This is a genomic window from Dickeya fangzhongdai, assembly GCF_002812485.1.
GTDB lineage: Bacteria > Pseudomonadota > Gammaproteobacteria > Enterobacterales > Enterobacteriaceae > Dickeya > Dickeya fangzhongdai.
Genome location: NZ_CP025003.1, coordinates 4,645,455 through 4,666,733 on the forward strand (window position 1 = coordinate 4,645,455; position 21,279 = coordinate 4,666,733).

The window sequence follows — 21,279 nt, forward strand, 5'->3', positions numbered from 1 at the left end:
ATCAATGAGTATGCCACAACACCGCCAGGGGGTACTGTTCGCCCTCGGCGCTTATATCATCTGGGGGATTGCCCCGGTTTATTTCAAACAGCTCGGGCAAGTGCCGGCTGATGAAATTCTCAGCCACCGTATTATCTGGTCGTTCTTTTTCATGCTGTTGCTGCTGAGCCTCAGCCGTAAATGGGGCGTGGTGCGCAACGCCTGCCGCCGGCCGCGCCAGCTATTGCTGCTGGCGATCACCGCCATGCTGGTGGCCTGTAACTGGCTGATTTACATCTGGGCGGTCAACCATAACCATATGCTGGAAGCCAGCCTGGGTTACTTCATCAACCCGCTGGTCAGTGTGCTGCTGGGGATGCTGTTTCTCGGGGAGCGGTTCCGCCCAACGCAATGGCTGGCGATGATGCTGGCGGTGTGCGGCGTACTGGTGCAGTTGTGGACGCTCGGCTCGCTGCCGGTCATCGCGCTCACGCTGGCCTTCAGTTTCGGATTTTACGGTCTGCTGCGTAAAAAGATCGCTATCGACGGCCAGACCGGCATGCTGTTCGAAACCCTGTGGCTGCTGCCCGCCGCGCTGGTCTATCTGGAATGGCTGGCCGATTCGCCCACCAGCCACCTCAGCCAAAACGCGATGTCGCTGAATGTGCTGCTGATGGCGGCAGGCATCGTCACCACGGTGCCGCTGCTGTTGTTTACCTCGGCCGCCATGCGGCTGCGGTTGTCTACACTGGGCTTCTTTCAGTATCTGGCGCCGACGCTGACCTTCCTGCTGGCGGTGCTGGTGTACGGCGAAACCATCACGTCGGACCGATTAGTCACCTTCGCCTTCATCTGGCTGGCGCTGGCGGTGTTCACGCTCGACGCGCTCTATACCCAGCGACGGTTACGCCGCGCCAGCCACAGCGTGGCGCGAGATGTAACGTGACAAAATCGGGCTGAAAATCAGGGTGGAGAACAGGCGCAACGTCTGCATGGCGATAACGAACGCGATATCCACCCGGCTGCCGGCGGCGATAATAGCGATGGAGTCCAGCCCGCCGGGGCTGGTCGCCAGATAGGCGGTCAGGATATCCACCGACAACAAATGCGTTATCATCAGCGCCATTCCGCCGCACAGCAACATCAGCGTGACAATCGACATCATCATTTTCGGCAGGGTGCGCAGCGCCAGCAGAAAAACGGGGCGGGTAAACGACAGGCCGACGCTCCAGCCAATCAGGGCATAGGCTAGCGCCAGCAGCCATTCCGGCGTCTGTAACGCCAGCGTACCGGTGGAATGCAGCATGGAACCGATGATCATCGGCCCCAGCAATTGGCCGGAAGGAATGCGCAGCCGCCGCCCAATCCAGGCGCCGCTAAACGCCACCGCCAGCGTGGCCGGGAAACGCCAGTCCAGCGAGGGGAACCAGACCAGCAGCGCGCTATTGGCTTGTGCGCCTTGTCCAAGACTGGCGCGCGCCACAAACGCCGCCGCCGCGGTCACCATCAGCACCCGCAGGTACTGCATGAACGCCACCAGCCGCACATCGGCGCCGAAATCCCCCGCCATCGCCACCATCGCCGACGCGCCGCCCGGAGAGGCGCCCCAGGTGCCGGTCGTGCCCGGCAGCTCGCTGTAGCGCATCAGCAACCAGCCCGACAGCCCGCTGGCAACCAGCGTCGACAATAGGATAAACAGTACCAGCGGCCACTCTTTTACCAGCGGCGTCAGAATGGACAGGGAGAGACTTTGCGCCACCAGACAGCCCAGCACGGCATTACTGGCGAAAAACAGCGGACGGGGAATACGGATAGTGGCGCCGTTCAGACCCATCACCACCCCTACCAACATCGGCCCCAGCAGCAGCGCCGCCGGAACATGGTAAATCTGCAGACCAAAACCCAACACCAACGAAACCGCCAGCAGCATGAACCATTGTGTCGACGCGGGAAACCTCTCCATGCACAGCACCTGTTACAACATCAAAGCAGAGAGGCGATTCTACCCCGGAAGCCCGTCAGACGGGCATCTATCCGTGCGAAATCTGTCCGTTATCAACAATTGTCGGAGGAAATCGGGCCAGGGACTCGTCGGCCTTGCGGGCAACGAGTCGCCTGTCGGAGAAAAGGGCGTTGGCGTTACAGCCAGTTGCGGCGTTTGAAATACAGGTACGGGGCCAGACCGGCCAGCAGCATCAACAGCATCGCGCCCGGATAGCCATAGGCCCATTTCAGTTCCGGCATGAATTCGAAGTTCATGCCATAGCTGGACGCCACCAGCGTCGGCGGCAGGAATACCACTGATACCACCGAGAAGATTTTGATAATGCGGTTCTGCTCGATGTTGATGAAACCCATCGCCGCCTGCATCAGGAAGTTGACCTTCTGGAACAGCGATTCATTGTGCGGCAACAGGGATTCGATGTCGCGCAGGATCTCGCGCGCCTGTTCCAACTGACTGCTCGGCAACCGGGCGCGGCGCACCAGGAAGTTGAGCGCGCGCTGGGTATCCATCAGACACAGCCGTACTTTCCAGCCGATATCTTCCTGCTCCGCCAGCGTCGATAGCGCGTCGTCATATTCGTCGCCCTGACGGCCGTCCATGATCACCCGGCTTAAGGATTCCAAATCGCTGTAGATGTTTTCGATTTCGTCCGCCAGCTGCTCGATTTTGGTTTCAAACAGATCGAGCAGCAGTTCGTAGGCGTTGCCGTCGACCAGCGTCTGAGCGCGGGCGCGCATGCGGTAAAGACGGAAAGCCGGCAGTTCGCGTTCGCGCAGCGTATACAAACGGCCATCGCGAATGGTGAACGCCACCGTGGAGTTGCCGGCGTGGTCGTCCGCGTCTTCATAAAAGAAAAAGGAGTGAATGTGCAGGCCGTCTTCATCTTCGAAAAAACGGGCCGATGCCTCAATGTCTTCCAGTTCCGGTCGGGTCGCCAGGCTTTGCCCCAGCTGATTCTGCACCAAATCTCGCTCTTCGACGTCCGGCTCGACCAAATCCACCCATAGCGAGGTGGTCAGGTCGTTGCTTTCATCCAGTTCCAGGCGAGTTAAACGGCAGTTATCGAGTTTGAATGCGCTCAGCATAAGCCATGCTCCCAAAATGTAACAAAGAGGGACAAAACGCGATTGAAACACAGAAACAGGGTGGAAAAGTCACCATCAGGTTTCAGGCCGTGAGACGGTGCTGACTCGATGCGACAAACAATATCGCTGACAACCGCTAAGGCTATCAGCTCAGGGAAGATAGCCTTAGAAGTGGTACCTAATCAGTAGGTTATTGAGCCAGTATCGACTGGGTGTGTCCAAGGCGTGGGTCCTCCGGGAATAATGATGGGCGCATGTTACGCCGAGATGAAAAAGGCTGTCAACATACAAACAGATGATTAGTCTGTGTCCAACCGTAACATCCAGTGAACTCAGACTGAACACCGCTCCCATCACGGCATGAACGCGTTATACCGTATCCAAACGGGCATACGCGGCCACCAGCCATTTGATGCCCTGACCGGCAAACGCCACCTGGATCCGGCAGTGATCGCCGCTGCCTTCCACATTAACAATGGTGCCTTCGCCGAATTTGGCGTGGCGCACCCGTTGCCCCAGCTTATAACCGCTATCGCTCTGGCTTATTGGCGTCCCCAGCCGCTGATGATTGACCGGGCGCGAGACGCTGGCGCGCAGCCGTACCTCTTCCACGCACTCCGGCGGCAGTTCGCCGATAAAACGCGACGGACGGTGATAGGTTTCCTTGCCGTACAGACGGCGGCTTTCGGCGTAGGTCAGCGTCAGTTTCTGCATGGCGCGCGTCACGCCAACGTAGGCCAGCCGGCGTTCTTCTTCCAGACGGCCGCCTTCATCCAGCGACATCTGGCTGGGGAACATCCCCTCTTCCATGCCGACGACGAATACCTGCGGGAACTCCAGCCCTTTGGCGGAGTGTAGCGTCATCAATTGCACCGCGTCCTGATAGGCGTCCGCCTGCCCTTCGCCGGCTTCCAGCGCGGCATGAGACAAAAACGCCTGCAGCGGCAGCAAGTCCTGATCTTCGTCCTGATAGCTGAACTGGCGGGTCGCCGTCACCAGTTCTTCCAGGTTTTCCACCCGCGCCTGACCCTTCTCGCCTTTTTCCTGCTCGTACATGCTCCACAACCCGGAATCGCGGATCACCCGGTCAGTCTGCACATGCAGCGGTAAATCGGCGGTATCGCTGGCGAGCGCATCCACCAGTTCCAGAAAACGTTGCAGCGCGGCGGCGGCGCGCCCGGCCAGCACTTTTTCCTGCAACAACGCGCGCGTGGCCTGCCACAGCGTCAACTGGCGGTCGCGCGCCGTCTGGCGCACCACGTCCAGCGTGCGATCGCCGATGCCGCGCGTCGGCGTATTGACCACACGCTCAAAGGCGGCGTCATCGTTGCGGTTGGTCATCAACCGCAGATAAGACAGCGCATCCTTGATTTCCTGTCGTTCGAAGAAGCGCATGCCGCCATAAATCCGGTACGGCAGGCTTTGCTGCAACAACGCTTCTTCCAGTACGCGCGACTGGGCGTTGCTGCGATAAAGAATGGCGCATTCGCTGAGCGCGCCGCCCGCTTCCTGCCACACCTTGATGCGGCTGACCACAAACCGCGCTTCGTCCAGTTCGTTAAAGGCGCAATACAGCGAAATCGGTTCGCCCTCGATGCCATCGGTCCACAGGTTCTTGCCCAGCCGGTCGCCGTTGTGGGCAATCAGCGCGTTGGCGGCATTGAGGATGTTGGCGGTGGAACGGTAATTCTGCTCCAGACGGATGGTGGCTACGTCGCTGAAATCGCGCAGGAAGTGCTGGATGTTCTCCACCTGCGCCCCGCGCCAGCCGTAGATCGACTGGTCATCGTCGCCGACGATCATCACTTTGGCGCTGTCGCCGGCCAGCAGGCGAATCCAGGCGTACTGGATACGGTTGGTATCCTGAAACTCGTCCACCAGAATGTTGTTAAAACGGTCGCGGTAATGCTGCAGGATATGCGGTTTGTTGAGCCACAATTCGTGGGCGCGCAGCAGCAATTCGGCGAAATCCACCAGCCCGGCGCGATCGCACGCTTCCTGATAAGCCTGATAGATGCGCAGCCAGGTCTGCTCCACCGGATTGCCGTAGCTGTCGATGTGCTGCGGCCGCAGCCCTTCGTCTTTCTTGCCGTTGATGTACCACATCGCCTGACGGGGCGGCCACTGCTTCTCATCCAGATTCAGCGCCTTGATCAGACGTTTGAGCAGCCGCAACTGATCTTCGCTGTCCAGAATCTGGAAATCCTGCGGCAAGCCGGCATCCAGATGGTGCGCGCGCAGCAGTCGATGCGCCAGTCCGTGGAACGTGCCGATCCACATCCCGCCCTGACTGGTGCCGAGCAGTTGATCGATACGGTGGCGCATTTCCGCCGCCGCCTTGTTGGTGAAGGTCACCGCCATGATCGAATAAGGCGAACAGTTTTCCACCGTCAGCAACCAGGCGATGCGATGAACCAGCACGCGGGTTTTGCCACTGCCTGCGCCAGCCAGTACCAGCATGTTGCTGCGCGCCGCCGCCACGGCGTCACGCTGTTTATCATTCAGACTGTCGAGCAGGTCAGATACGTCCATAGGCGTCGGTTATCCGTCAAAGAGGAACCCGGCCTCCGGATCGGAGACAAATTCCACTGGTTATCTATACAGTAAAAATAGCAGAATTATAGCAACGTGGTGAGCGATGCCAAGCTGAAAATTTCCACATGCGGCAGCAGCCGGGAATCGTGAATCTGCATCAGGTTGCCGTCACGCAGATTAATCCAGCAGGATTGTACGCCGCTGCGAATGGCGCCGGCCACGTCGGTGGTCAGATCATCCCCCACATGCAGCAGGTTATGCAACGGTAAATTCAGCCGTTCGGCGGCCCGTTGATACATATCATGCCAGGGCTTTGAGCGGCCATCCGGACCGGCGCGCAAAATAAACCGGAAATAATCGCCAAGACCGCAGGCGTGCGGATCGGCATTGCCGTTGGTGATCGCCACCAGCGGCCAGCGTTGCCCCAGCGCGCGCAATGTATCGTGGGTTTCCTGCGGCACGGCGATACGGCTGCGCCAGCGGGCGAATTCCGCCATCACTGCGTCCGCGCCGGCGGCCGCCTCGTCCGGCGACATCCCCACCCGGGTCATCGCCAGATGTACGGAACGCCAACGCCAGTGCGTGACGTCGTGATAAACCTCCGGCTCCTGCGCCAGCAGTTCCTGCCGTAGCTGACGCAATCCTTCGCTGGTAAACGCCCGCAACCCAGGGTGATAGTTCTGCAAAAACCGCAACGACTCCAGCTCCGTTCGCCGGATAACCTCATAGTTGTCGTACAGGGTATCGTCCAAATCGAACGTGATGGCCTCAATCCGACCAAGCGGGCGATAAAAATACATCAGGATTTACCTCGTCTGGCGCGTGGGTGCGCGGCATCGTACACCGATGCCAGATGTTGAAAGTCCAGGTGGGTATAGATCTGGGTGGTGGAGAGGTTAGCATGGCCCAGCAGTTCCTGCACCGCGCGCAGGTCGCCGCTGGACTCCAGCATGTGGGTGGCAAACGAATGCCGCAACTTGTGCGGGTGAACATGGCTGTTCACGCCCTGTTTGACGCCCCATTCGGCAAAGCGCTTCTGTACGTTGCGCATTGAAATGCGCTTACCGAGGCTGGAGATGAATATCGCGTCGTCTTCCGGCGCGTAAATATCCCGCACCGCCAGCCAATTCCGTAGCCAGGTAACGGCGGTCGCACCGATCGGCAGCTTGCGTTCTTTACTGCCTTTCCCCATCACCCATACTTCGCCGCTGTCCAGATCGACGTGACCGCAGTCCAGCCCGACCAGTTCCGCCAGACGCAGCCCGGCGCCGTACATCACTTCCAGCATGGCGCGATCGCGCACCGCCAGCGGATCGCTGAGGTCGATATCCAGCAGGCGGCTCATTTCATCCACATCCATGTTTTTGGGCAGATGCCGACCCGCTTTCGGCGCCGGTACGCCGCGGGCAGGATTGGCCTTGAGCTCGCCGCGGCCAACCAGCCAGTCAAGAAAGCTGCGTAACGCCGACAGACGCTGCGCCAGACTGGCGGCGCTCAGCCCGTCGCGCTTGCTGCGCGCCACCACCGCTCGCACGCCGGCAGCATCCAGCGCCTGCCAATCGGCAACGCCGGACGCCGACAACATGTCGATAATCACCTGTAACTGATGGGCATAGCTGCTTTGCGTCAGCGGACTCAGTTGCCGCTCAACCCGCAGGTAACGCAGAAAGGCTTCGGCCGGCGCCGACAGGGGGGAATCGGGGTTCATAGGCGTTCAATCCATCGCTCCAGCAATACCGGGATAATCGTCGCCAGATGTTGCAACAGATCGGTGCCCATGCCGTCCTGATAGTGGTGGCTGTCGCGGCTGCTGAAAATCAGCAATCCCAGATCGCCGTTTTTTCCCATCAGCGACAGCGCCACCGAGCCGACATGGCGCGCCTGCGGCAACAACAGCAACAGTTCGGGGCCGTTCAGCGTCCCAAGATAATGATGCCGTTCGCCCAGCCGCTGGATACGCAGCGGCTCAAACACCGTACGGTTAAGCGCCAGATGGGTAAAATCGGAAGGCGCGCCGATACGCCAGCGATCGGTAAACAAACGGATAGCCGCACCCGACAGCCCCAGTTTGCGCGCCCAGCGGTGCAGCCTGTCGAGCAATTCCTGCAACGACGCGGCGGTAGAGAGCGCCATCTGCAATTGCAATAGCTGGCTGAACAGTTCCTCGTTGCGGGTAGCCTGTTCCGTCAGCAAGGCGATCTCTTCTTCCAGATACTGAATGCGCTTGCGCTGGCGGGCGACTTTCCACTCCACCAGCGACACGCTGCCGCGCACCGGATGCGGAATACGCATGGTTTCAGTCTGGTGGGAATGGCGAATGAAAAAGTCAGGGTGCTGGCGCAGGTACTGCAACACCAGATCGTCAGTCAGCGCCTGACGTTCAGCCTGCTCTTCCACGTTCTTCATAGATGCATAAACCCATCATAAACATGCGTAGCCGGGCCGGTCATAAACAGCGGGTGGCCGGGACCGTCCCAGTGAATCTCAAGTTCGCCGCCCGGCAGTTGCACTTTGACATCCGCCGCCAGCAGCCCCTGCTGAATCCCCACCGCCACCGCGCCGCAGGCGCCGCTGCCGCAGGCCTGGGTTTCACCCGCGCCGCGCTCGAACACCCGCAACCGGATCAGGCCGGAGTTAACCACCTGCATAAAACCGACGTTGGCGCGTTCCGGAAAACGTTCGTGGCTTTCCAGCAGCGGCCCGAGCGTCTCTACCGGTGCAGTATCCACATTGTCCACCTGAATCACGCAATGCGGGTTGCCCATCGACACCACGCCGCACAGCACCGTGTGCTCGTCGGCACGAAGAATATAGGTTTTTTCCGGCTTAGCGGCGCGGAACGGCACCTGCTGCGGTTCGAAGTTAGGTTCGCCCATATTCACCTGCACCAGCTCGTCTTCCGTCACCGACAACACCATACGACCGTTATGGGTGCTGACGTTGATCTCACGCTTGTTGGTCAACCCTTTCAGGCGTACGAAACGGGCAAAGCAGCGAGCGCCATTACCACACTGCGCCACTTCGCTGCCGTCCGCATTGAAAATTCGGTAATGAAAATCCAGTTCGGGATCGTAGGGCGGTTCAACGATCAATAACTGATCGAATCCCACCCCGCAATGCCGGTCCGACAGGCGACGGATCAGCTCCGGTGAAAAGTAGACATTTTGCGTCACGGCATCGACAACCATGAAATCATTGCCCAGACCGTGCATTTTGGAGAACTGCATTTCCTGACCCCGCTGCGTTAAACGGGTGCGGCAGAGACCCTGTCGCGACCCGCGAGATTACCCTCAATCACCCTGCGTACCGCGGCGGCTACTGCCGGGCGGACGATGCTTGCGGAGCCTGGGTGTTTTGCTGCTGCGTTTTTTTAACCGGAGCCGGTTGCTCTGGCGGAAAATAAAGCGGGCCTTTCAAACCACAACCAGCCAGTGACATCACCAGCAATGCCAGCGCGCCCTGACGAAAAAGTGTTTTCATTTCGTTAAAACCTGTCATTCAGATACCTATGCTCTCTATAATCGCAGGTGGATCATGAAAATCAATAGGAATCGAATATGAACGATAGCGAGTTTCATCAATTGGCCGACGCGCTGATGCTGAAGGTGGAAGAAACGCTGGATCGATTTGATGGCGATGCGGATATCGATTACGAAACTAATGGCGGCGTGATGACGCTGAGTTTTGAGAACGGCAGCAAGATCGTGATTAACCGGCAGGAGCCGATGCATCAGGTGTGGCTGGCGACCAAAGGCGGCGGCTATCACTTCGACTATCAGAATGGCCGTTGGATTTGCGACCGCAGCGGCAGCGATTTCATGGCGCTGCTGGCGCAGGCCTGCTCGGAGCAGAGCGGCGAAGACGTTTATTTCGATTAAAAAAGACTGCCATTTCGACTAAAGCAGATTGGGGCGGTTAGCCCCAACTGTCATTCATCCTGGATTTCCCGCTCTGGAATCAGAGCATCTGCAAGCGCTGGCTCAGCACCAGATTCTTCTTGTCTTCAGACGATGGCGTGACGCACAGATGAGACAGCGCGCTGCTGCGGAACGGGATTACCTGCGTGCGGCCGTCCAACTGAACAATCTGATAGAACTGCGGCAGATTGAAATTGATGAAGCTGGAGCCGTAGGTAAAGCGGTCGTGCGACGAGGAATAGAAGCGGCTGACGTCGCGCACCAGTTCTTCCTTGCTGCCTTCGCAATGGTGATAGACTTCCACCCGGTTCGACTCGTCCAGAATATAGATATTGAATCCCTGATTATCCTGTTGATCCTCAAAGAAGAACTGGATAATTCCCTCGCTGGCGACGCCGTCCACCACCGGAGGCAGATGGATATGGTTGGTTTCCACCTGAACCGGCAGCCCCTGCAGCTTGTTGTTGGAAATCGCGCCGTAGAACTCCACCGCGTTTTCCAGTTTCTGGGCCGATACGCTCAGGCGTTCGAAGAATAATCCCCAGGTCTCGCCCGCGACTTTCACCGCTTTGAAACGGCCTGGCTCCTGACGGGTGCTGGACAGACGCAGTTCAATACATTCGGACACCAGTTGCTGCACCCGGGTCCGGATCAACCCGCGCAGATGCTGGCTGTAGCAGAACACTTCCAGCGACTCCGGCAGCGCCGCGTCCTGATGCATTTTGCCAAGAATGGTTTTCAGCGCTTCCAGCATCGCCTGTTCGCCGCTGAAATGCAGAGTACGCACTTCATTCCAGGAATTGCGGTACAACAAATCGATACTGCCGACCAGACACTGCTGCTGCTGGCCGAAGCTAAAGACGTCCAACTGACGGAAATCGAAGTGCACCACCTGATTGCGGAACGTCGCCGTCGGGTCATGCTCCAGATTGACGATAATCGCCAAATGACGAATCTCGCACGGGCTATACAGCGCTTTCGGCGTGGGAGCCGCCACCCGCAGCGGGAAGTGGCTGGACACATCCGACACCAGTTCCTGCAGCCGGGCGATATCGCACAGCTCATGCCCTTTGATGTGCAGGCGGGTGGACGATGTCAGCAGGCCGTTGAAATAGGCCCAGGCCACCAGCTTGTTGAGATAGCGGTTATATTCCAGCGGCTGATGGCTGATGATGGCGTCCATTGACGGCGCCTGATTGTACAGATACCAGCCGGATCGATTAGCGCGTCCCGCCGGAACATAAATAAAGGTCAGATTAGTTTCTGACAGGTCGGGCGAAATCTGCGGGTTAACCAACGTAACCTTGCCCGGCAACGCCTCGAAAGCGGCATACAATTTGCGGGTCAGCACCCCGATATCCTGCGGGCTGGCGCTGACGCTCAGATTATTGCGGCGGGCGAAACGGATCAGGTTGCGATAGCTCTGCATCATCGCATCCAGCAGCTCGTTATGCGCTTCGCGCACCTGCCCAATTTTCCAGTTGGCGCGATTGTCCAGCATCACCAGCCGTTCGTCGCTCCATCCCCATGCCTGCACCAGTTGCGTCAGGATTTGGCGGCGCCAGGCGGTACAGGCGCGCTCGCGGGAGAGTTTTTCACACACTTTGAGGTAGAAGCAGCGACGCACCAGATCCAGCCGGGTCTGGTCATTGATTGCGTTCAAATACTGGGTGACGCGCTCCAGCATCATGCAATAAGGGTCCAACCCGAAAGACACGATCTCGCCTTTATGCAGACGCGCTTTGATCTCGCTCGACAGCAGACGGGTATTGGGATATTCCCAGGAGTAGGCTTCCAGCAACAGGGTTTTCAGCACCGCCTTGTAGGGCGAGTCGATGCTTTTATACAGCTGCCACAGGCTGGCGCCAAAGTACTCTTCCGCCGACAGCGCGCTCAGCCCGCCCAAATCCAGCCATTCGTTCGGCGCCAGCGCGCCGCGGGCATACAGGGAAAGCACGAATTCATCATAATTGGCTTCCTCTTCCACCGGCACCATGTTCCACAGAATGCGCTTGCCCGCCATGCGCACCGCGGTGCGGTAAAATTCGTCCAGCAACAGGATATGCTGAGTGGAGCCGCAATCCTCGCCGCCGAGGCTGCCGCTCTCGTTATGGCGGAAGCGGTTTTCATCCATCAGGAAGAAACTGACGTCGACACCTTGCCCGGCCGCCCATTTTTCCAACAGCGAGCATTTCTGCTGCAGCCGCTGGCGCTCTTCGCTGTCCAGCCAGGATTGATGGCAGACCCAGATATCGAGATCAGAAGTACAGCTCTGCCCGATGGACGAGGTGCTGCCCATGGAATAGACACCGGTGATCGGCAGTTCGCCCTTGCGATCCGGCACAGACAGCTCGCCCCAGCGCAATTCCACGCCGTCGAGGTAGTGCTGTTGTTTTTCATCGGGGGAGAAAAGACAAATGCCGTGCGGAACCTTGCCTTCCAGATAGCCAGGCATCAACGGGTGATGATGATGTAATAAAACTGGCAAAAGACTGTAAACCTGCTGAAAAGCGGGTTTCATTGCTTCCAGAGCACGATCCACACGCAGTTGGTTGATCGCATCCAGTCTTTGCTTCAGTGTCTCGATGTAGAAGTACAAGACGTTTCGCCTGCTTATCCCAGTGCCTATAAAGAAGCCGTTGTTTCCCCAACCTGTCCAGAATAGATATTAGAAGAATGGCGGGCAGATTATTGCTGGAAACGTGATCAATTTAACACCTTGCTGAAAGGGCGTAAAGAAACTAAAGAAAGTCAGATTTGTTTATTGATGCTTCAGCGTTGAACATATTATCGCCGTTTTTGCCGCGCCCGGCTATCCCCCGACGGGGTTTTGTCGTTCCCTTCCCTCATCACGACGGCCGGGCAACTGACACCGGCTCGCCTTCAATGGTACGATGGAAAGAAAGGATCAGAACGGTATCAAGCATGGTAGACACTATTCTAAGAATCGCCACCCGACAGAGCCCGCTGGCGCTGTGGCAGGCCCATTTTGTTCAGCAACGACTCGAAGCCTGCCACCCCGGCTTGCGGGTAGAACTGGTACCGATGGTCACCCGCGGCGATGTGCTGCTGGATACGCCGCTGGCCAAAGTGGGCGGCAAGGGATTGTTTGTCAAAGAACTGGAACTGGCGCTGCTGGAAAACCGTGCCGATATCGCGGTGCACTCAATGAAGGATGTGCCGGTCGAATTCCCCGAGGGTCTGGGGCTGGTCACCATCTGCGAGCGCGACGACCCGCGCGATGCCTTTGTCTCCAACCATTACGCCACGCTGGATTATCTGCCTGTCGGCGCCTGCGTCGGCACCTCCAGCCTGCGCCGCCAGTGCCAGTTGCGCGCCCATCGCCCGGATCTGGTGGTCCGCGATCTGCGCGGCAACGTCGGCACCCGCCTGTCCAAACTGGATAACGGCGACTACGACGCCATCATTCTGGCGGTCGCGGGGCTAAAACGCCTTGGTCTGGAAGATCGTATCCGTACCGCGCTTAGTCCGGAGCAATCGCTGCCGGCGGTCGGTCAGGGCGCGGTCGGCGTGGAGTGCCGGCTGGACGATGCCCGAACCCGCGCGCTGCTGGCGCCGCTGAACCACGACGATACCGCAACGCGCGTACTGGCCGAGCGCGCCATGAATACCCGGCTGGAAGGCGGTTGTCAGGTTCCGATCGGCAGCTACGCCGAACTGCAGGACGGCGACACGCTGTGGCTACGTGCGCTGGTGGGCGCGCCGGACGGCAGTCGCATTATTTACGCGGAACGTCGTGGGCTGCGTCAGGATGCCGAACAGCTTGGCATCGCCCTGGCGGACGAACTGCTTGAACGCGGCGCACGCGACATCCTGCAATCCGTTTATGGAGCAGCCTCGTCATGACGATTCTGGTTACCCGTCCCTCTCCTGCGGGTGAGCAGTTGGTAGCCCGTCTCAGAATGGCAGGCCTGCAGGCCTACCACAGTCCATTAATCGAATTTTCTCCGGGCAGCGAATTGCCGCAACTGCCCACCATGCTGCAAGCGCTACGCCCCGGCGATCTGGTCTTCGCCCTGTCGCAGCAGGTTGTGGAATACGCTGACCCGGCGCTATCACGCGCCGGAACCGGCTGGCCCAAAACGCTCACCTATTTTGCGGTGGGGCGCGCCACCGGGCTGGCGCTGCATACCGTCAGCGGTTTGCCAGTGCTCTACCCGCCGGAGCGCGCGACCAGCGAAACATTATTGCAGTCGCCGGCGCTACAGCAGGTAGCGGGCAAACAGGCGTTGCTGCTGCGCGGCAACGGCGGCCGGGAACTGCTGGGCGATACCTTGCAGCAGCGCGGCGCGCAGGTGCGTTACTGCGAGTGCTATCAACGCAATCCGGTGGTTTACGACGGCGCGGAACAATGCCAGCGCTGGCAACATCTCGGTATCGATACGCTGGTGATCACCAGCGGAGAAATGCTGCAACAGTTCTATACTTTAGTGCCTGATTATTATCGAACTACCTGGCTACCGGGTTGCCGGGTCGTCGTCGTCAGCGAGCGTCTGGCCGAAATGGCCCGCGAGCTGGGCTGGCGTGACATTCGGATCGCCGATAACGCGGATAACGATGCGCTGATGCGGGCGCTTCAATAACGCAGCGGATGTCGTTATGCAACTGATACCGTTACACAACTAACCAGATAGTAAACTAACCAGATAGTAACCCGGACAATTACCATTACCCTGATCATAGGATGTACTCATATGACGGAACACATTACCTCCTCAACGCCCTCCGAAGAGGTGGTCGAACGGGCTGAACCCACATCTCCGCAAAAATCGCCGCCCTCCTCCGGTGCGTCGCGCCACGGTCTTGTGCTGGGCGCCATCGCCATCGTGGTTTCGCTGGCGCTGAGCGGCGGCGTCTATTATTACGCCCACCAGCAGATGACGCGTCAGAGTTCCGCCCTGACCCAATTGCAGGAGCAACTCGCTGCGCTGCAAAAACAGCAATCACAGGCGCAGCAGCAGTGGCAACAGACGCTGGACCAACAGGCCAAAGCCCTGAGCGCCGATGAGCAACGGCTGGCGACCCTGACCCGGCAGGCTGGCGAAATGCAGGAAAAACTGGCTACGCTCGCCAACAGCGACTCCAAAACCTGGCTGCTGGCGCAGGCTGATTTTCTGGTAAAACAGGCCGGGCGCAAGCTGTGGAGCGATAAAGACGTCACCACCGCCGGCGCCTTGCTCAAAAGCGCCGACGCCAGTCTGGCGGACATGAACGACCCCAGCCTGATCGACGTGCGCCGGGCCATCACTCACGATATCGGCATGCTGGCCGGCGTCAGTCAGATCGATTTCGACGGCATCATCCTTAAAGTGAACCAGTTGGCGGATCAGGTGGACAACCTGCGGCTGGCCGATACCGACACCGACGAAGCGCCGATGGAAGAAAGCGACTCGACGTTGTCGGCCTCACTGAGCGAATGGCGGCAGAACCTGAGCAAGAGCTGGCACAACTTCCTGTCGGACTTCATCACCATTCGTCGCCGCGACGACAGCGCCGAGCCGCTGTTGGCGCCGAATCAGGATGTGTATCTGCGCGAAAACATCCGCTCGCGCCTGCTGGTCGCCGCACAGGCGGTGCCGCGTCACCAGAACGAAACCTACCGGCAGTCGCTGGAAACGGCGGCGACCTGGATACGCGCCTACTTTGACGAAAGCGATCCGACCACCAAAGCGTTTCTGGACCAGTTGGACGCACTGAGTCAGCAGTCGGTAGCAATGGATGTGCCGAATGAACTGCAAAGCCAGCCGCTGCTGGACAAACTGATGCAAACCCGAGTCCGTAACCTGCTGGCGCAGCCATCCGCCAAACCACAGGAGGGCTGAACATGCTGAAGGTATTTCTGCTGTTTGTGGTGCTGATCGCCGGCATTGTGGTGGGGCCGATGCTGGCCGGCCATCAGGGTTACGTGCTGATTCAGACCGACAATTACAACATTGAAACCAGCGTCACCGGGCTGGTGATCATGCTGGTGTTGTTTCTGCTGGCGTTTCTGGCGGTGGAATGGCTGCTGCGGCGAGTATTCCGCACCGGCGCCCGTACCCGCGGCTGGTTCATCGGCCGTAAACGCACCCGGGCGCGTCAGCAGACCAAAGCCGCGCTGTTGAAACTGACCGAAGGCGATTATCTGCAGGTGGAAAAACTGCTGACCCGCAATGCCGACCACGCGGAACAGCCGGTGGTGAACTACCTGCTGGCGGCGGAAGCAGCCCAGCAGCGCGGCGACGAGTTCCGTACCCGGCAATATCTGGAGCGGGCGGCTGAAATCGCCGACAGCGACCAGTTGCCGGTGGATATCACCCGCGTGCGCATTCAACTGGCCCGTAACGAAGACCACGCCGCCCGCCACGGCGTAGACCGTTTGCTGGAAGTGGCACCGCGCCACCCGGAAGTCCTGCGCCTGGCGGAACAGGCATTCCTGCGTACCCACGCCTACAATGCGTTGCTGGATATCCTGCCCGCCATGCGTAAAACCCGCCTGCATGACGAATCCCATCTGGATGAATTGCAACAGCGCGCCACCATCGGCCTGATGGATCAGGCCATGGCGGAAGGCGGCAGCGAAGGGTTGAAACAGTGGTGGAAAAATCAGCCGCGTAAAGTGCGTCAGGCGCTGCCGATGCAGGTGGCAATGGCCGAGCGGCTGATTGTGTGCGATGACCACGTCACCGCACAGGACATCATTGTCGACGGGCTGAAGCAGCAGTTTGACTACCGGCTGGTACAGCTGATCCCCAGGCTCAATGCCGGTCAGCCGGAACCGCTGGAAAAACTGTTGCGTCAGCGTCTGAAACAGCACAGCGATGATGCGCTGTTGCACAGTACGCTGGGGCAGTTGCTGGCGAAGCATGGTGAATGGCAACAGGCCAGTGATGCCTTCTCCGCCGCACTGGCGCTGCGACCGGACGCCTATGACTACGCCTGGTGCGCCGACGCGTTTGATCGGCTGAAGCGCCCTGAAGACGCGGCCCGCATGCGGCGTGACGGTTTGTTATTGACGCTACAATCGCCCCACGACGCCTGACCGGCCCGAACCGGCGCGCTCCAGCGCCGGTCTTCTCTCCCTGATAACACGATCTGATAACGCTATGATTTAGCAGAATAATGGCGAAAAAAAAACGCTTGCCGACCAGCGACAAGCGTGCAATAAAAATCAGGTCTGAAAGACAACTTTAAGGTGCCCCACTCAACGTTACGTCCAACAGCGATGAAGCAGCACTTCATCAATAATCGGACGTTAGGCACCGTAAATGGCTCTGCGTCATTCCCAGGTTTATGAAGCCGAAGCAAGCATAGAAGGTGGAATGAGCATCTACACTTCTAATAAAGCATGAATGATGCCAACTTCATAGAAAACCAGAAAACAAAATACTACTCATTGATAAATAAGTAATTAAATACAAATCACTGTTTAATTCCCGCATAACTAACCTGCTGAAAAATCAGACATTCTTCACCAATACTGTCGCTAATCAGAGACGCTACCAACACCGTCGTTTATATTCTTTAGAATTCAACCAGTTATATGTCTCTCTTTGACGACACGAATACACCCGAACTGTCGCCGAAAAGCCACAAGTCGCCTTTCGCTGACGACTCAAACCAAACGGCCACGGATAACCGTGGCCGTTGTCATGGATAGGATGCTGACGGGTAATCAGGCGGTCTGCGACAACTGTTCCAGGCTCTGCTTCGCCAGCTGATACAGATAGTGCGCGGTGGGGAACAGCGCACTATCATCCACCCGGAATTTGGGGTGATGCAGCGCGTAAGGGCCGCCGGAGCCTACCATCATAAAGGTGCCCGGCAGCTTCTGCTGGTAGAACGCAAAATCTTCGCCGATGGGGCTGGCTTCGACGCGACGCGCCTCAAACCCTTCGTCATCAGCGACCTGCAGCGCAAAATCCACCCAGCGCGGCGTGTTCACCACCGATGGCGGCCCGGCGTGCCAGATAAACTCGATTTCCGCGCCAAAGGTGCTGGCGATACCGGCCACAATCTGGCGGAAACGCTGTTCAATCAGGTCGCGTACCGCCTGACTGAAGGTACGCACCGTTCCTTCTACGTAGGCGGTATCCGGAATGACGTTCCAGGTGCTGCCGCTATGTACCTGAGTGATCGACACCACCGCATTATTATCGGACGGCACGGTGCGGCTAATAATGGTCTGCACCGCGGAAATCAGCTGCCCCAGAATAATGATCGGATCATTACCTTCGTGCGGTTTGGCGGCGTGACAGCCTTTAGCGGCAATCTTGATTTCAAAACGGTCCACCCCGGCGGTCAGCGCGCCGTCTTTACCGCCAATTACGCCGACCGGCAGCGTTGGGTCGTTATGAATGCCAAAAATAGCGGTCGCGCCGTCCAGCGCGCCGACTGCGATCACTTCCGGCGCACCCAGCCCGGTTTCTTCGGCCGCCTGAAACAGAATACGCACGGTACCTTTCAGCTGCGGCTCGATACGTTTGAGCAGAATCGCCGCACCCAGCGCCGCCGAAGAATGGAAATCATGCCCGCAGGCGTGCATCACACCGGTATTTTTCGAACTGAATTCGACGCCGGACTCTTCTTCAATCGGCAGGGCGTCGATGTCGGATCGCACCACCACCAGCGGGCCGTCCTGTAGACCGCCTACTTCCGCCACCAGGCCGGTTTTCAACGGCAGGTCAAGGATGCGAATCCCCTCTTTTTCCAGCACGGCGCGAATTTTCCGCGTGGTTTCAAACTCCTGATTAGACAGCTCCGGATGCTGATGCAGATCGTGCCGGAACGCCTGAATAAACTGTGCCAACGGCTCATGCTGGGCATGCACTTTCATGTAAGGTCACTCCTCTTTTTTTCAGCCCTGTCTGACAGGGCGGCCCGACGAGTCGAGCCTGCAGGTGAATACGTTATCGATCAGATATCGAACTCTGATGGTTCCTGAATGTTAGTCAGCTGTCGCAGGAAGCGGCGGGTCTGCGGGTTGTCGGAGAAACTGATCACTTTCTCCGCCGGCCCTTGTTCCACGATGTGCCCGTCGGCCATGAAGATCACCCGGTCCGCCACTTCTTTGGCGAACTGCATCTCATGGGTCACGATCACCATGGTGGTGTTCTGCCCCGCCAGTTTCTGGATAACCTGCAGCACTTCATGCACGCGTTCCGGATCAAGCGCCGAGGTCGGCTCATCAAACAGGATCGCCTTCGGATCCACCGCCAGCGCACGAGCGATGCTGACACGCTGCTGTTGGCCGCCGGACAGCGTCACCGGGTACTGATGCGCCTGCGGCAACAGCCCCACCAGCTCCAGCAGCGACAGCCCAATCTCGTCCGCCTGCTTTTTCGGCATCTTCTTCACCACAATCAGGGCTTCGGTGATGTTTTCCAGCGCGGTCTTGTTCTTGAACAGGTTGTAATTCTGGAACACCATCGCCGTCTGACGTCTGAGCGCATACTCTTCCTTGCCGGTATAACGGCTGGTATCCAGCGACTGATCGCCGATGGTAATGGTGCCGGACTCTGGCCTTTCCAGCAGATTCAGGCAACGCAACAGGGTGGACTTGCCTGAGCCGGACGGCCCGATGATCGCCACCACCTCGCCCTGGGCGATATCCAGACTGATATTGTTCAGCACCACCTGGTCGCCAAAACGTTTAGTCAGATTTTTTACGCTAATCATGTCGGCTCCTTAACGCTGCCGTGAATGGCTCAGTTTCTTCTCCAGTTGCGACTGCAACCAGGAGTAAACCATGATGAGCAGCCAGTAAATCAGCCCCACCACCAGGAAGGTTTCGAAGAAGCGCAGCGATTCGGCGGCGATCATCTTGCCTTCGGCAAACAGTTCCGAGACACCGAGCGCAAAGGCCACCGAGGTGTCTTTGATCAGCGAAATAAAGGTGTTGCCGGTAGCAGGCAGCGCATTGAGCATCGCCTGCGGCAACACGATGCGGCGGTAAATCTGTGCCTTGTTCATCCCTACCGACAGGCCGGCTTCCGTTTGCCCGAAATCCACGGACGCCAGCGCCGCCCGGAAGATCTCCGCCATATACGCCGAGTTTTTCAGGCTAAAGCCGATAATCGCCGCCGTCATGGCGGATAGGCCGTTAAGCGACGGAAACAGCTGCGGCAACCCGAAATAGATGATGAACAACTGAACCAGCGATGGAATACCGCGAAACAGCGAGATATAGAGTTCCACCAGTTTCGTCACCACAACGAACCGGCTCTCGCGAACCAGCGCCAGCACCAGTCCCAGCACGATGGCAAACAGCATCGACACCACCGCCAGCAACAGCGTGGTGGGCAAGTACATCAACACCTGGGGAAAAACTTTCAGCAGGTAGGAAAGATCGATATTCATGGGCCATACCATTAACACTGACGCCAGCCGCAAATCAGGCTGGCGTCACAGGAGTTGAGCGAGCAGGCAGGGTTATTTACCCGCCGTAATGTCCTCGCCGAAATATTTGACGGACAGGGCTTTCAGTCGGCCATCACTGCGCATTTTGTTCAGTTCGTCATCAAACTTCTTACGCAGTTCGTCGCCTTTCTGATCTTTATGGAACGGGAACCCAACCTGCTCCACCACCAGCGGCTCACCCACCAGCTTGAACGGCAGGTTGCGCTTGTTGATTTCCGCCAGCAGGATCGGGCGGGAGTTGATGTAGCCTTCAACGCGTTTGGCCAGCGCATCGCTCATGGCGCCATCGCGGGTTTCATAGGTACGAATGTTGACGCTGCCGTCGGCAAAGGCTTTTTTCAGGTTGTTGACGTGGTTGGAACCCAACACGCCCGCCACGGTTTTGCCTTTCAGGTCATCCAGCGTATTGATGTTGGCGTTGTCTTTATGCGTGACGATCTGGCTGCCGTAGTAGCTGTATGGCTGGGAGAAGCTGTACTTCTCCTGGCGCGCCGGGGTAATCGCCACCACGTTGGCGATGGTGTCCAGCTTGCTGGCTTCCAGTTGCCCCATCAGGCCGCTGAAATCCGCCGTCACCCATTCAACCTTATAATTCAGATCCTTGGCGATGGTTTCCGCTACTTCCACATCAAACCCGACCAGCTTGTTGTCCTGTTTGAACGAACTCGGGTAGCTCTGCCCGGTGGCGCCGATGCGCAGCACCTTCTCACCGCTGTTCTGAGAATCGCAACCTGCCGCCAGAATGACCGCAGACAAAGCTAATACAGGGAGGATAATTTTTTTCATAGTCATCGAATAACGCCTCTTAGGGGTGTTTCTTTTCCCAGTGATGATAAAGGTCCTGATCCAGGACTTTTCGCATGTAAATCGTGAGGTGTCCTTTCCCTAAATCCGCCTGGCCGACTTCCTGAAAGCCATATTTTCGGTACATATCCAGCAACCAGGGATGCTGTTTGGCGGTGCCCAGCGTCACGGCGGGCGCTTTTAACTGCTCTTGCAGCACCGCCTGCTCCAGCCAGTCCAGCATCTGTTTGCCCAGTCCCTGTTGTTTGAAGTCCGGATGAGTGGCGAACCAACCGATGTGCGGCAACCCGTACGGACCGGGATTCGGCCCCCACGGATAACGAATGGTGACCGACGCGGCCAGACGCCCGTCTTTCTCCATCACATACACGCCGTTGCTGCGCAGATGACGGCGCACCATGTCGATATCGGCGTAGGCGGCGTCAAACTTGATGCCCAGCTCACGCACCGGCGCATAAGCGGCCAGCGCCAGCGCCAGAAACGCTTCATCGTCCGCAGACGTAGCCTGACGAAATACGGTACTCATGGCGTCTCC

At 58.2% G+C, this 21,279-nt stretch carries 20 protein-coding genes; 6 read left to right on the plus strand and 14 right to left on the minus strand.

Annotation, left to right across the window (positions count from 1 at the left end; translation table 11 throughout):
• Positions 1 to 4: 4 nt before the first annotated feature.
• Positions 5 to 925, plus strand: a complete 921-nt coding sequence (gene rarD, locus CVE23_RS20840) for an EamA family transporter RarD (protein WP_100850264.1) — start codon at positions 5 to 7, stop codon at positions 923 to 925.
• Here the strand turns inward: rarD and CVE23_RS20845 are convergent.
• The 8 genes from CVE23_RS20845 to lptM form a co-directional block, all read right to left on the minus strand.
• Complete coding sequence (locus tag CVE23_RS20845) at positions 884 to 1,942, minus strand: AbrB family transcriptional regulator (RefSeq protein ID WP_038920483.1); 1,059 nt, start codon at positions 1,940 to 1,942, stop codon at positions 884 to 886. The two genes, rarD and CVE23_RS20845, sit on opposite strands and share 42 nt — an antisense overlap.
• 176 nt (positions 1,943 to 2,118) lie before the next feature.
• On the minus strand, positions 2,119 to 3,069 hold the full coding sequence (gene corA, locus CVE23_RS20850; RefSeq protein WP_022635229.1) for a magnesium/cobalt transporter CorA: 951 nt from the start codon (positions 3,067 to 3,069) through the stop codon (positions 2,119 to 2,121).
• A gap of 369 nt (positions 3,070 to 3,438) precedes the next feature.
• Complete coding sequence (gene uvrD / locus CVE23_RS20855) at positions 3,439 to 5,601, minus strand: DNA helicase II (RefSeq protein WP_038664747.1); 2,163 nt, start codon at positions 5,599 to 5,601, stop codon at positions 3,439 to 3,441.
• Between the two features lie 86 nt (positions 5,602 to 5,687).
• Entirely contained in the window at positions 5,688 to 6,404 is a 717-nt protein-coding gene (gene yigB, locus CVE23_RS20860; RefSeq protein ID WP_100850265.1) for a 5-amino-6-(5-phospho-D-ribitylamino)uracil phosphatase YigB, read from the minus strand.
• Entirely contained in the window at positions 6,404 to 7,312 is a 909-nt protein-coding gene (gene xerC, locus CVE23_RS20865; protein WP_100850266.1) for a tyrosine recombinase XerC, read from the minus strand. Before xerC ends, yigB begins: the two co-directional genes overlap by 1 nt.
• Positions 7,309 to 8,010 (minus strand): DUF484 domain-containing protein, encoded by a 702-nt coding sequence (locus CVE23_RS20870; RefSeq protein ID WP_100850267.1) that lies wholly within the window; start codon positions 8,008 to 8,010, stop codon positions 7,309 to 7,311. The genes xerC and CVE23_RS20870 overlap by 4 nt, the downstream gene beginning before the upstream one ends.
• Positions 8,007 to 8,831: a diaminopimelate epimerase gene (dapF, locus tag CVE23_RS20875; protein WP_038664735.1), complete on the minus strand. Its 825-nt coding sequence runs from the start codon at positions 8,829 to 8,831 to the stop codon at positions 8,007 to 8,009. The genes CVE23_RS20870 and dapF overlap by 4 nt, the downstream gene beginning before the upstream one ends.
• Before the next feature lie 88 nt (positions 8,832 to 8,919).
• A complete protein-coding gene (gene lptM, locus CVE23_RS20880; RefSeq protein WP_303313299.1) occupies positions 8,920 to 9,084 on the minus strand; it encodes an LPS translocon maturation chaperone LptM in 165 nt (54 codons plus the stop codon).
• A 77-nt stretch (positions 9,085 to 9,161) separates the two neighbouring features.
• Here lptM and cyaY point away from each other — a divergent pair, with 77 nt between their 5' ends.
• The gene (gene cyaY, locus CVE23_RS20885; RefSeq protein ID WP_038664732.1) at positions 9,162 to 9,482 is read left to right on the plus strand and encodes an iron donor protein CyaY; all 321 of its coding nucleotides are present in this window, start codon (positions 9,162 to 9,164) and stop codon (positions 9,480 to 9,482) included.
• A gap of 79 nt (positions 9,483 to 9,561) precedes the next feature.
• Here cyaY and CVE23_RS20890 read toward each other — a convergent pair whose 3' ends face one another.
• The gene (locus CVE23_RS20890; RefSeq protein ID WP_038920490.1) at positions 9,562 to 12,120 is read right to left on the minus strand and encodes a class I adenylate cyclase; all 2,559 of its coding nucleotides are present in this window, start codon (positions 12,118 to 12,120) and stop codon (positions 9,562 to 9,564) included.
• A 326-nt stretch (positions 12,121 to 12,446) separates the two neighbouring features.
• On the opposite strand from CVE23_RS20890, the gene hemC reads away from it, so the two are divergent.
• From hemC to hemY, 4 genes are all read left to right on the plus strand, one after another.
• Positions 12,447 to 13,388 (plus strand): hydroxymethylbilane synthase, encoded by a 942-nt coding sequence (gene hemC / locus CVE23_RS20895; RefSeq protein WP_100850268.1) that lies wholly within the window; start codon positions 12,447 to 12,449, stop codon positions 13,386 to 13,388.
• Entirely contained in the window at positions 13,385 to 14,125 is a 741-nt protein-coding gene (gene hemD / locus CVE23_RS20900; RefSeq protein ID WP_100850269.1) for a uroporphyrinogen-III synthase, read from the plus strand. The genes hemC and hemD overlap by 4 nt, the downstream gene beginning before the upstream one ends.
• Positions 14,126 to 14,236: 111 nt before the next feature.
• Complete coding sequence (hemX, locus tag CVE23_RS20905) at positions 14,237 to 15,364, plus strand: uroporphyrinogen-III C-methyltransferase (RefSeq protein ID WP_100850270.1); 1,128 nt, start codon at positions 14,237 to 14,239, stop codon at positions 15,362 to 15,364.
• A gap of 2 nt (positions 15,365 to 15,366) precedes the next feature.
• The gene (gene hemY / locus CVE23_RS20910) at positions 15,367 to 16,563 is read left to right on the plus strand and encodes a protoheme IX biogenesis protein HemY (protein ID WP_100850271.1); all 1,197 of its coding nucleotides are present in this window, start codon (positions 15,367 to 15,369) and stop codon (positions 16,561 to 16,563) included.
• Between the two features lie 633 nt (positions 16,564 to 17,196).
• On the opposite strand, the gene CVE23_RS20915 is transcribed toward hemY, so the two are convergent.
• From CVE23_RS20915 to CVE23_RS20935, 5 genes are all read right to left on the minus strand, one after another.
• Entirely contained in the window at positions 17,197 to 18,357 is a 1,161-nt protein-coding gene (locus CVE23_RS20915) for a M20 peptidase aminoacylase family protein (protein ID WP_100850272.1), read from the minus strand.
• An 80-nt stretch (positions 18,358 to 18,437) separates the two neighbouring features.
• On the minus strand, positions 18,438 to 19,199 hold the full coding sequence (locus CVE23_RS20920; RefSeq protein WP_038664692.1) for an amino acid ABC transporter ATP-binding protein: 762 nt from the start codon (positions 19,197 to 19,199) through the stop codon (positions 18,438 to 18,440).
• A 9-nt stretch (positions 19,200 to 19,208) separates the two neighbouring features.
• Positions 19,209 to 19,880 (minus strand): amino acid ABC transporter permease, encoded by a 672-nt coding sequence (locus CVE23_RS20925; RefSeq protein ID WP_038664688.1) that lies wholly within the window; start codon positions 19,878 to 19,880, stop codon positions 19,209 to 19,211.
• A gap of 72 nt (positions 19,881 to 19,952) precedes the next feature.
• Positions 19,953 to 20,732 carry an amino acid ABC transporter substrate-binding protein gene (locus CVE23_RS20930; protein ID WP_038920498.1) on the minus strand — a complete coding sequence of 260 codons (780 nt, stop codon included), beginning with the start codon at positions 20,730 to 20,732 and terminating at the stop codon, positions 19,953 to 19,955.
• 13 nt (positions 20,733 to 20,745) lie between these two features.
• Entirely contained in the window at positions 20,746 to 21,270 is a 525-nt protein-coding gene (locus CVE23_RS20935; RefSeq protein ID WP_100850273.1) for a GNAT family N-acetyltransferase, read from the minus strand.
• Positions 21,271 to 21,279 lie beyond the last annotated feature (9 nt).